Origin of the sequence: uncultured Bacteroides sp. (assembly GCF_910586915.1) — a bacterium.
GTDB lineage: Bacteria > Bacteroidota > Bacteroidia > Bacteroidales > Bacteroidaceae > Bacteroides.
The window spans coordinates 1-11765 of the sequence record NZ_CAJULN010000033.1 but is presented as its reverse complement, the minus strand read 5'-3'; the positions used below and the strand labels follow the sequence as shown (position 1 = coordinate 11765).

At 44.7% G+C, this 11765-nt stretch carries 8 protein-coding genes; 4 read left to right on the top strand and 4 right to left on the bottom strand.

Annotation, left to right across the window (positions count from 1 at the left end; translation table 11 throughout):
* Positions 1-99: 99 nt before the first annotated feature.
* The 4 genes from QZ331_RS10990 to QZ331_RS10975 form a co-directional block, all read right to left on the bottom strand.
* Complete coding sequence (locus QZ331_RS10990; protein ID WP_294630198.1) at positions 100-876, bottom strand: amidohydrolase; 777 nt, start codon at positions 874-876, stop codon at positions 100-102.
* A gap of 27 nt (positions 877-903) precedes the next feature.
* Entirely contained in the window at positions 904-1458 is a 555-nt protein-coding gene (locus tag QZ331_RS10985; RefSeq protein WP_294630197.1) for a 1-acyl-sn-glycerol-3-phosphate acyltransferase, read from the bottom strand.
* Between the two features lie 7 nt (positions 1459-1465).
* Positions 1466-1735 (bottom strand): hypothetical protein, encoded by a 270-nt coding sequence (locus tag QZ331_RS10980; RefSeq protein ID WP_294630195.1) that lies wholly within the window; start codon positions 1733-1735, stop codon positions 1466-1468.
* 132 nt (positions 1736-1867) lie between these two features.
* The gene (locus QZ331_RS10975) at positions 1868-4087 is read right to left on the bottom strand and encodes a patatin-like phospholipase family protein (RefSeq protein ID WP_294630193.1); all 2220 of its coding nucleotides are present in this window, start codon (positions 4085-4087) and stop codon (positions 1868-1870) included.
* 272 nt (positions 4088-4359) lie between these two features.
* On the opposite strand from QZ331_RS10975, the gene QZ331_RS10970 reads away from it, so the two are divergent.
* The 4 genes from QZ331_RS10970 (at position 4360) to QZ331_RS10955 (ending at position 11669) form a co-directional block, all read left to right on the top strand.
* Positions 4360-5619 carry an efflux RND transporter periplasmic adaptor subunit gene (locus tag QZ331_RS10970; protein WP_294630192.1) on the top strand — a complete coding sequence of 420 codons (1260 nt, stop codon included), beginning with the start codon at positions 4360-4362 and terminating at the stop codon, positions 5617-5619.
* A gap of 3 nt (positions 5620-5622) precedes the next feature.
* Positions 5623-8727, top strand: coding sequence for a multidrug efflux RND transporter permease subunit (locus tag QZ331_RS10965; protein ID WP_294630190.1), 3105 nt, complete (start codon positions 5623-5625; stop codon positions 8725-8727).
* The gene (locus QZ331_RS10960; protein ID WP_294630189.1) at positions 8727-10097 is read left to right on the top strand and encodes an efflux transporter outer membrane subunit; all 1371 of its coding nucleotides are present in this window, start codon (positions 8727-8729) and stop codon (positions 10095-10097) included. Before QZ331_RS10965 ends, QZ331_RS10960 begins: the two co-directional genes overlap by 1 nt.
* Before the next feature lie 648 nt (positions 10098-10745).
* Positions 10746-11669, top strand: a complete 924-nt coding sequence (locus QZ331_RS10955; protein WP_294630187.1) for a BF3164 family lipoprotein — start codon at positions 10746-10748, stop codon at positions 11667-11669.
* The last annotated feature ends 96 nt before the right edge of the window (positions 11670-11765 follow it).

Genomic DNA, 11765 nt, shown 5'->3' with positions numbered 1-11765 from the left:
GCGTAACAAAGATACAAAAGAAGTCTATATCATTAACCATTTGCTTCCTGGTATTGTTGTGGTTTCAATCTGTTTTTAACATTTGTTTTGTAGCCTGTCCTATAGGTGAAATGCATCGGCTTCTTTCCATACTGGAAATTTTTCTCTGAATTGACGGAGAGAAGAAAGGCTGAGTACTGCCGTAGCTATTCCCTCTTGCCCGTCGGGCAGAGAAGCCGTTTCTTTGCCAAAAGCCGAGTAAATCTTACTGCCTCCGTTGTATTCCAAGTGATAGCCGTCGCTTCCTGTCCTGTTGACGCCGCATACATAGCACTGATTCTCAAGTGCACGGGCGCAAAGCAGGGTATCCCATACCAACCGTCGGGAGGAGGGCCAGTTGGCTACATATATCAATAGGTCGTATTCGTTCTGTATGTTCCGGCTCCATACCGGAAAACGGAGGTCGTAACAGATAAGCAGGCAGATGTTCCACCCTCGGTAGGGAATGATAAGCCGGGTGTTGCCCGCCGAGAAATGTTCGGTTTCCTGTCCCATGCGGAACAAATGCCGTTTGTCGTAATAAAATTCTTCTCCTTCGGGCGTCAGAAAGAAGGCACGGTTGTAGAACTGTCCGTTGTCTGATGCTATGTGACTGCCGCATAGCGCAAGTTGGAACTGTGCAGCCCAATGCTTGAGGGTCGATATCGTCTCTCCTGTGTTTGGCTCGGCAAGCGTATGGCTTTGCATACTGAACCCGGTGGAGAACATTTCCGGTAAAACAACAATCTCCGTTGTTCCGCGAAGGCTTTGCAGCTTTTCGCGGAGCAAACGGAGATTCTTTTGTTTATCTTCCCAAACGATGTCGGTCTGTACTATGGAAATACGAATGGATTCCACGTAGTTTAGCGATTAACGTGAGTAATTTTAAAGTTCGCCAAGGGTAAATTTTTCAGGATATTTTCCTTTGAAGTCCTTGAAGTAAAGCTTGATTTCTCTCATGTCTTTATCAATATCGCCCGAGGGGATTACGGATTTTGTAGCCGTAATGGTTTTCTTCTCGTAGTCGATGCCAATCAGGACAATGGGGACTTGTGCCTTAAGTGCGATGTAATAAAACCCTTTTTTCCAGTTGGGGTTTGCTTTCCGGGTGCCTTCGGGGGTAATGGCGAGATGAAACTTCTTGCATTGCTTGAAGTGATTTGCCATCTGGTCAACTAACGAAGTTTTCCGGCTACGATCTACCGGAATCCCTCCGACTGCCTTGAAAAATATTCCCAATGGAAAGAAGAACCAGTCTTTCTTCATCATGAAACTTGTCTTTCTGCCTAAAGCTCCATAGAACAGTTTCCCGATGAATAGGTCTAAGTTCGTAGTGTGTGGGGCGGCACATATCACGCATTTATCATAATTGGGTACCGTAACGTTTGTTTTCCATCCCAACAGACGGTAATAGATAAAGCTGTAAATTGCTTTCTTCATTCTGCCTTTAGTTCAATTTTCCGATAGCTTCGACAATCTCGTTTACCTTTGCATTAAAGTCTGCACGGAATTTCTTATAAAAACCTTTCACATTTCCCGGTTCCGTATGGCTGATGCGGCTTATAAACTCGTCTTGCATTTTCAAGATTTCAGTCATCAACTCGTCGGCTTTAGCCTTATCGGTTCCAGGGATAAACATACTGTTGACCAAACACTCGGTGAATAATTCTCCTGCGATATAGTTTACGTTCTTTTTTAACTCTTTTCTACTTGCCATAATTTTTATATTTAATGGTGAATAATGAAAAATACCTGCGGTAAAGATAGCTACTTTCTTTGATTCGGGCGAATAATTAGTGGAAAAAACGTGATTCTTACCTTTATCTTCGTGCCTTTTCCCGTTTCCTGATTAGAAATAATAGCCGAAATTTACAAAACAACTTCCCTTATCCGTCCGATTGGAGTATCCCAATGATATCTCCAACGGTCCGAAGATGCTGTTGATTCCGTAACCCGCACTGACGCCAAACAATTGCTTGCCTTTCAGCACGTCAAAAAAGTTGCTTTCCGTCAGTCCGTAGTTCCCGGTCAGGGTGAGATAATGGATGGCTCCCATGCGTTGTCTGAATTTGAGTGATGCAATCAGGATGGTATGGTCCATTAGCTCCAGATTGTTGACTCCGGCAAAGGGTAACTGCTGCGGAATATAAAAACCGGCTACATCGCCGCCAATCGCGTTTTGAAGCGGATAAGGGAAATCTTTCCCAATCAAGACGCGTCCGTAAATGGAAGGAATGACGGAAAAACGGCGGGTGACGGGGATGACACTTGCCCAAGAAGCACTCAATGCGGAGAACGGAGCATGGTCGTTGTATTGTGCCATATTATCCGTATAGACCGAGTAGGCGGCTCTGAAGTCGCTACCTTTGGCGGGGAAATATCCCTTGTCGTACGTATTGTATTCTACTTGTGCGAAGTAGCTTAAGAAATGTTCCGACTCCACGTCAAGCCCGGCGAATTCAGGTTTTTTGAAAAGGAAATCCTTATACTTGTAATACTCGAAACGGAGTCCGAGACCGAAGCGGAAGTTCTTGTACCACACATCCGAGAAACCGAACTCGGCAAAGTGATACTTATAAGTAGTATTATAGGCGCGTGCACCCTCTTCGTAAATGTTGATGTCGTTGTATTGGAACATATACGAGAAGTTGAAATTGCGCTGTTGTATCGGTTCGAGTGTGTAGTCTATGCGGGCGGCATATCGTTTTCCCAATCGTCCGGTGAGAGACAGTCGCGAAGGAACGTGGGTTTTGAGTTCTGCCGTGGCATTGAGCAGCAGGGACGCAATCTCTTCCGAATCGAAACGGATACCTAAGTTGATTCTTTTTTCATATTTCTCTTGAAGCAGGAAGTTGAGGTGATACCCATCGGGAGTTTCTGCCAATGTATAGCTGGCATTGGAATAAGACTGGCTTCCGCGCAAGAGAAACAGCGCTTGTTCTATCTGTTGTGTAGAGATATTGCTGTTCTCTTTCAGGTTGCATTTCTTCATCAGCCACTTTTTGTCGTCAGCTTCCACACCGACGAATGAGATATCCGTCACGTAGATGGTGCGGATATGGGAGAGGGAAGAGTAAGGCCCGTGCTGTTTAGGCTTGTAATCGTCTGCAATTCCTATTTTCTTTTTCAGGGCAATCAGGGAGTTCCATTGTGCTCTTGCTGCCTCTTCGCCTCTTCTCATCAGGGTGTCTATGGCGGCGGGGGTGAAGCTGGCGGAAGAATATCCGTCTACGTTCACACGAATATAAGTGTCTGTGAGACTTACATTCTTTTCATGGTTTGCTTGGCAGGTGATGTCTACAATCTGTCCTAAAATGTCAGGAACGTTGTTTAGTTTGTTTGCCGGTTTCAAGGCATTCTGCACATCTACTCCGATAATGACATCGGCTCCCATTGCCTTTACTACATCTGCCGGATAGTTGTTGACGACGCCACCGTCCACCAACACCATACTGTCCTGCCGTACCGGGGTGAATACGCCGGGAATTGCCATACTGGCGCGCATGGCGGTAGAAAGTATTCCTTTCCGGAATATGATTTGTTTCCCGTCTACAATATCCGCCGCCACACAGGCGAATGGAGTGGGCAACTTATTGAAGTCGATAGAGTCGTGATACCCCATCGTCAGGTCGGAGAATAGGTTTGCAAGGTTCTGTCCTTTCATGATTCCTCCCGGAACCACCTCTTTGGGAGTTTTGTTGAAAGGTATGGAGATGACATATTTTTCAGAGCGCTCTCTGTCGGCGAGTGACAGGGAACTTCGTTTCACACGGTCGCTGAGCAGGAATGTCCAATCTTGTTTGCGTACCATGCTGTCCAGTTGTTCCGTTGTATAGCCGATGGCGTAAAGTCCGCCTACAATGGCTCCCATACTGGTTCCAGCTATATAATCAATGGGTAGGCCGGCTTCTTCGATTACTTTTAATGCTTTGATGTGCGCCATTCCTTTGGCACCGCCGCCACTCAAAACGACTCCCACCTTTTTGCGTTGTTCCTGAGAATACAATGAAAAAGGCAATAAAATGATGCAGGTTGATAGAACTAATGTTCGAAAAAATTGTTTTTTCATTAGGACATGGTCTGATATGTTGTTTTTACAAATACAAATGTAGGGCATAATTTGTTTAGTTGTTGAGATAAGAAGTAGAAAAAATGTTCCGAGAAACAGAATTGTGGATAATTTCTACACTTCACACGGCAAATTCCACATTCCACAGTCCGGTACAAAGAGAATGCGATGAGCTAAGTTGCCTGTAATGAGCGATTAGTGAGTTTTGGCACGCGAATTGCCTAAAAGGATATAGAACAAACATAAGTTAAATTTAATAATTTAGATTCGATATGAGAGTATTCTTTTCGAAACATGAGTTGAAACTGAGGAGAAAGAGAGCCATTGCTACTGTTATCTGTATGGTGGTTGTATTGGGAGTGTATTGGATATTGACCCGACCTCAGAAGGCTGAGCCGGAAATGCCGACTGTGATTGTTGAACCGGTAGTGAAGGACGATGTAGAAATATATGGGGAATACGTAGGACGTATCCGTGCCCAACAGTTTGTCGAAGTACGTGCACGTGTCGAAGGCTATCTGGAAAATATGCTTTTTGCCGAGGGTACGTATGTGAATAAGAACCAGGTTTTATTTGTCATCAATCAAGACCAATATCGCGCTAAGGCAGATAAGGCAAGGGCGCAGTTGAAAAAAGACGAGGCACAGGCCTTGAAGGCAGACCGTGATTTGAAACGTATTCGTCCGTTGTTTGAGCAAAATGCAGCGAGCCAGTTGGATTTGGATAATGCGGAAGCCGCCTACGAGAGTGCCCAGGCAACCGTAGCGATGAGCGAAGCAGACTTGGCACAGGCCGAGCTTGAATTGGGTTATACCATTGTTCGCTCCCCGTTGTCGGGACACATTAGCGAAAGAAATGTGGACTTGGGAACATTGGTCGGTCCCGGTGGGAAATCATTGCTTGCTACGATTGTGAAAAGCGACACAGTGTTGGTGGATTTTAGTATGACGGCACTTGATTACCTGAAAAGCAAGGAGAGAAATATCAACTTGGGACAGCAAGACCTTACCCGTTCCTGGCAACCTAATATTACCATTACTTTGGCAGACAATACCGTTTATCCGTATAAAGGTTATGTTGACTTTGCCGAACCCCAGGTAGACCCGCAAACAGGTACTTTCTCTGTGCGTGCGGAAATGCCTAATCCGAAACAAGTATTGCTGCCGGGACAGTTTACGAAGGTGAAACTGCTGTTGGACGTGCACGAAGGTGCGCTTGTTGTCCCGATGAAGGCGGTTACCATCGAGAAAGGTGGAGCCTATATCTATACGATGCGCAAAGACGACACGGTAGAGAAACGTTTTATAGAACTGGGTCCGGAGGTCGGAAATAACGTCGTAGTCGAAAGAGGAGTGGCACAAGGCGAAATGGTGGTTGTAGAGGGATTCCATAAACTCACACCGGGAATGAAAGTACGTATAACCCAACCGGATACCGAAGTGCGGGAAGATAGTACAACAACAGTCAATAAAGAACTTTTCGAGGTGGAAGAAAAATCCGCCGAAGAGAAAGAGGGTACGAAAGGAGAATAAGCGATGAAAGTTACTTTTTTTATAGACAGACCGGTCTTTTCGGCCGTAATCTCCATCGTTATTGTAATTGTCGGTATTATTGGTTTGACGATGCTTCCGGTTGACCAATATCCGCAGATTACACCTCCGGTGGTGAAGATTAGTGCTTCTTATCCGGGAGCGAGCGCGCTTACCGTTTCGCAGGCGGTGGCAACCCCGATTGAACAGGAAATCAACGGTACGCCGGGGATGTTGTATATGGAGTCGACCAGTTCCAACTCCGGAGGCTTTTCGGCAACCGTCACGTTCGATGTTTCTGCCGACCCCGATTTGGCGGCAGTCGAGATTCAGAACCGTGTGAAGTTGGCAGAATCCCGCTTGCCGGCAGAAGTGATTCAGAACGGCATTTCGGTAGAGAAGCAGGCTCCCAGCCAGTTGATGACGCTATGTCTGACCTCCACCGACCCTAAATTCGATGAAATTTATTTGAGTAACTTTGCTACCATCAACGTGCTCGACGTGATTCGCCGTATCCCCGGTGTGGGACGTGTTTCAAACATCGGTAGCCGTTACTACGCCATGCAGATATGGGTACAGCCTGATAAATTGGCAAACTTCGGGCTGACCGTACAGGATTTGCAGAATGCGTTGAAAGACCAGAACCGTGAGTCGGCAGCCGGTGTATTGGGGCAACAGCCGGTGCAGGGATTGGATATCACGATTCCCATCACTACACAAGGACGCCTTTCTACTGTAGGACAGTTTGAAGATATCGTGGTGCGTGCCAATACGAACGGTTCCATCATTCGGCTGAAGGATGTGGCGCGTGTGTCGCTCGAAGCCTCTTCTTATACGACGGAGAGTGGAATCAACGGCGAGAATGCTGCCGTACTTGGTATTTATATGCTTCCGGGTGCCAATGCAATGGAAGTTGCCGACAGGGTGAAGGAAGCGATGAACGAAATCAGCAAAAACTTTCCCGAAGGGCTGAGTTATGAGATTCCGTTCGATATGACGACCTATATTTCCGAATCCATACACGAGGTATATAAAACGTTGTTTGAAGCATTGGTGCTCGTAGTACTTGTAGTCTTTCTTTCTTTGCAGAGCTGGCGTGCAACGTTGATTCCGGTGGTGGCAGTGCCCATTTCGTTGATTGGTACTTTCGGGTTTATGCTTATTTTCGGTTTTTCGCTCAATATATTGACTTTGCTTGGGTTGATTCTCGCCATCGGTATCGTTGTGGATGATGCCATTGTAGTGGTGGAAGGGGTGGAGCATATCATGGAGACAGAGAAACTCACTCCCTATGAAGCCACCAAGAAAGCGATGAACGGATTGGCAAGTGCTTTGATTGCCACTTCATTGGTACTGGCGGCAGTATTCGTTCCGGTTAGTTTTCTGAGTGGTATTACAGGACAGTTATATCGCCAGTTTACAGTGACGATTGTAGTTTCCGTACTTATCTCCACAGTAGTGGCGCTGACATTGAGCCCCGTGATGTGTTCTTTGATTTTGAAGCCGGATAACGGAAAGAAGAAGAACATTGTTTTCCGGAAAATCAATGAATGGCTGGGACTCGGTAGCAATAAATATGTGGCTGCCGTAACCCGTACCATCAAACATCCCCGTCGCGTGCTGAGTGCTTTTGGAATGGTGCTGATTGCTATTCTGTTGATTCACCGTATAATCCCGACCAGCTTCTTACCCATCGAAGACCAGGGATACTTTAAAGTAGAACTCGAATTGCCCGAAGGAGCTACGCTGGAGCGTACACGTGTCGTAACCGACCGTGCTGTCGCTTACCTGGCAAAGAATCCCTATGTCGAATATATTCAGAATGTCACAGGAAGCAGTCCGCGTGTAGGCAGTAGCCAGGGACGGGCGGAACTGACGGTCATCCTCAAACCCTGGGAAGAGCGCAAGAACACTACCATTGAAAAGATTATGGATACGGTCGAGAAACATTTCCGTGAATATCCGGAGTGTAAGGTTTATCTCTCCACTCCGCCGGTGATACCGGGATTGGGTACTTCGGGAGGTTTTGAAATGCAGTTGGAAGCCCGTGGAGAAGCAACCTTCGATAACCTGGTAGATGCGGCGGACACATTGATGTATTATGCATCCAAACATAAAGAACTGACAGGCTTGTCCTCGTCGCTGCAATCGGAGATACCGCAACTCTATTTTGATGTCGACCGTGACAAGGTGAAGATGCTGGGTGTACCGCTTGCCGATGTGTTCTCAACGATGAAAGCCTATACCGGTTCGGTCTATGTGAACGATTTCAATATGTTCAACCGTATATATAAGGTATATATTCAGGCTGAGGCTCCTTATCGCGAGCATAAAGATAACATCAACTTGTTCTTTGTGAAAGCGTCCAACGGAGCGATGGTGCCATTGACATCGTTGGGCAATGCTTCCTATACCACAGGACCGGGCAGTATCAAGCGTTTCAATATGTTCACCACTGCCGTCATTCGCGGTGCGGCCGCACAGGGATACAGCTCCGGACAGGCAATGGAAATCATGGAGCAGATTGCACGCGACCACCTTCCCGACAATATAGGCTTGGAATGGAGCGGACTCTCTTATCAGGAGAAAATGGCAGGGGGTCAGACCGGTATGGTGATGGCGCTGGTATTCCTGTTCGTATTCCTTTTCCTTGCTGCGCAGTATGAGAGTTGGACAGTTCCTATTGCCGTGTTGCTGTCTCTGCCGGTTGCCGCTTTGGGTGCTTACTTAGGAGTTTGGATTTGCGGTTTGGAGAACGATGTGTATTTTCAGATTGGTCTCGTGATGTTAGTGGGACTTGCCGCCAAGAATGCCATTCTGATTGTGGAATTTGCCAAAGTGCAGGTAGACAAAGGGGAAGACCTGATACAGTCTGCCATCTATGCCGCAAGATTACGTTTCCGTCCTATCCTGATGACGTCTCTTGCATTCGTTCTCGGTATGTTGCCGATGGTGTTGGCAAGCGGTCCCGGTTCGGCAAGCCGTCAGGCGATTGGAACAGGTGTCTTTTTCGGAATGATATTTGCCATTATATTCGGTATCATTCTCGTGCCGTTCTTCTTTGTAATGGTGTATAAAACTAAGTCGAAAATCTTAAAACATAAGAAGTGATGAAACGAAAGAATTTATATATAGTTGCCTTATTGCTTGCAGGAGTCTTGACCTCCTGCAAGGTAGGAAAGAGTTATGTCCGTCCCGACCTTCATCTGCCCGATAGCTTGGCTCAGCATCAGGACTCCGCAAGTTTCGGCGACCTTGACTGGAAAGATATTTATACGGATGCAACGCTGCGTAATTTGATAGAGCGTTCGTTGGAACACAACAAAGATATGTTGGTGGCGGCTGCCCGTGTCAAAGAAATGGCGGCACAGAAACGCATCTCCACCGCAGCATTGTTGCCGGATATTAAAGGAAAAGTGACGGCCGAACGTGAACTGGAGAACCACGGAGGAGACGCTTTCAGAAAATCGGAGACTTTCGAAGCACAATTCCTTGTTTCGTGGGAACTCGACCTTTGGGGGAACTTACGTTGGGCGCGTTCAGCCAGTATTGCCGAATACTTGCAGACTGTAGAAGCGCAACGGGCACTTCGGATGACCATCGTGTCCGAAGTGGCGCAAGCATATTATGAATTGGTAGCTTTGGATACGGAACTGGATATCGTAAAGCAGACATTGAAAGCCCGTGAAGAAGGTGTCCGCTTGGCACGCATCCGTTTTGAGGGTGGGTTGACTTCGGAAACATCCTATCGCCAGTCGCAAGTGGAGCTTGCCCGCACGGCAACTTTAGTGCCTGACTTGGAGCGTAAGATATCTCTGAAAGAAAACGACATAGCCTTTCTTGCAGGCGAATACCCAAACAGGATAGCGCGTTCACGGTTGCTTCAAGAGTTCAACTCTCCTCAAACGTTGCCGGTAGGTTTGCCGTCCACTTTGTTGGAACGCCGTCCCGACATTCGCCAAGCAGAGCAGAAACTGATTGCTACCAATGCCAAAGTAGGAGTGGCACATACGAATATGTTCCCGCGTTTGGCACTGACGGGTGGTTTTGGTACGGAAAGCACCTCTCTGTCCAGTCTCTTGAAATCTCCTTATGCCATTATGGAAAGCGCTTTGCTTACTCCTATCTTTGGATGGGGAAAGAACAGGGCGGCACTGAAGGCAAAGAAAGCTGCCTATGAAGCCGAAGTGCATAGTTATGAAAAATCCGTATTGCAAGCCTTCAAGGAGACACGCAATGCTATCGTGAACTTTAATAAGATAAAAGAGGTATATGAACTTCGTGCCAAATTGGAACGTTCGGCAAAGAGTTATATGGATCTTGCGCAACTTCAGTATATCAATGGAGTGATTAATTACCTGGATGTACTGGATGCCCAGCGCGGATACTTTGATGCACAGATTGGGCTGAGTAATGCGATTCGTGATGAGTTGATAGCGGTTGTACAGCTATATAAGGCGCTTGGCGGAGGATGGAAGTAATCCGCCGAAAATGTTGCATACACACGCATGAGCCTTCTATAAAACTAATCTTTTTCCTGCGATGGTCTGTCGGCTGCAATGCAAATGTCTGTCGGTTTTCTTACTGAAATTTATTCGTCTGACTATAGTGGTCTTTTCGTCTGACTATAGTCAGACGAAAGAAACACTACAGTCAGACGCAAGTTTAACTATAGTCAGACGAATAAATTTATGCATCCCGACCGTTAGTCTGTAGGCAACGGAAAATTAAATCGTAGGCAATTCTCCGCTAACCGATAGGCTGAATGTAAGTCCTTTTAAGGTAAGCAGCCATTATCGCTGTATCTCCATCATTCTTTATTCCTTTTTGCGTTGTTTTGAATTATATCGAATTGACGTTAGTTTATGTTCGTCAATCGGATAGTATAATTGCTGTATGTGAATGGATTTAAAATATTGCAAATAAATGCTTGTTTCTTTAGGATATAGGCTGTTTGGGTGTATTTATATACGTAACGGTGTTGTACATACGTTTTTTAGAATAAGTTGTGTAACTCTTAAATCAATAGTGATAAACATGAAGGCAAGGTTATGTGTATGTATTTTTGTAATGTTTGGGATATGCTCTTGTAATGTCATAGATGAAAATTATATTTAATTCAGAGCCGTATGAAATATAAATTATTAGTATATTTATTATTTGGATTCCTCACAGCTTGCGTTCATCCTCGTGTGGATGGAACAGGGTTTCTCGAAACAAAAAGATTGCTTGCTGAAAAGATTCCTATTAACGAAGTGTTTTCTGCTGATTGGGTAACTAAATCTGGAAATTATTTCATTATATCCAGTTATAAAGCAGATACAGCATTGTTTTTGTATGAAATTCCTTCATTAACTTTTAAACGGTTGGAAGGAGCTAAGGGGGATGGCCCTGACAAGATTCAAACGTATGCAACATTTTGTCACACATTGGCAGATGATTATTTGTATGTGAGAGGGTATTCTTATATGTCAATTAAGAAAATAAAAATAGAACCGGATGGACATTTCTCATTTATAGATGAATATCCATTAAAGGGTTCTGAATATAATTGTATGAATATCATTGGTGATTCTTTATTGCTTTATTATAATACAGAAGAATTGTCAATTAAAAAATATAATTTGAATAGCAAAAAGATAGAGAAAGAAATAGAATTAGTGAAAGATGAACATCATGAATCTTACTATTATTCCAATCGGGGACTTATTGCAGCGAACGATTCGTTTGTTGTTTATCCATATGTATATAAAAAGCAAATAGATATTTATGATGTGAAAAACTTGAATTTACGAAAGCGAATAAATGATAATAAAGAATATCCTCAAGTGAAACCTGGAAATCCGGATATAGAACGTCAGTATTTAAATATTTACACCGGAAAAAAATATTTTTATGTCATTTATATTGGTCATAAAGAAGAAAATGGAGATTATTCGAATAGAACAATGGAAGTGTATGATTATGCTGGTCGTGCTATTGTTAAATATACATTTGATATTGTTCCCTTCTATTATGTGGTGGATGAAGAAAATGGATATATATGCCGCTAATTCGGATTATGAAAACTATTTGTTAAGATATAAACTGCTCTAAACCTGTTGGTTGAATTAAATTAGTGAATATTTTATCTGTCCAATCGGACGGTG

Bases quoted from the DNA above. Each gene is read 5' to 3' on its own strand.
- QZ331_RS10955 (WP_294630187.1), top strand. From the start codon at position 10,746: ATGAAATATAAATTATTAGTATATTTATTATTTGGATTCCTCACAGCT.
- QZ331_RS10985 (WP_294630197.1), bottom strand. From the start codon at position 1,458: ATGAAGAAAGCAATTTACAGCTTTATCTATTACCGTCTGTTGGGATGG.
- QZ331_RS10970 (WP_294630192.1), top strand. From the start codon at position 4,360: ATGAGAGTATTCTTTTCGAAACATGAGTTGAAACTGAGGAGAAAGAGA.
- QZ331_RS10965 (WP_294630190.1), top strand. From the start codon at position 5,623: ATGAAAGTTACTTTTTTTATAGACAGACCGGTCTTTTCGGCCGTAATC.
- QZ331_RS10960 (WP_294630189.1), top strand. From the start codon at position 8,727: ATGAAACGAAAGAATTTATATATAGTTGCCTTATTGCTTGCAGGAGTC.
- QZ331_RS10980 (WP_294630195.1), bottom strand. From the start codon at position 1,735: ATGGCAAGTAGAAAAGAGTTAAAAAAGAACGTAAACTATATCGCAGGA.
- QZ331_RS10975 (WP_294630193.1), bottom strand. From the start codon at position 4,087: ATGAAAAAACAATTTTTTCGAACATTAGTTCTATCAACCTGCATCATT.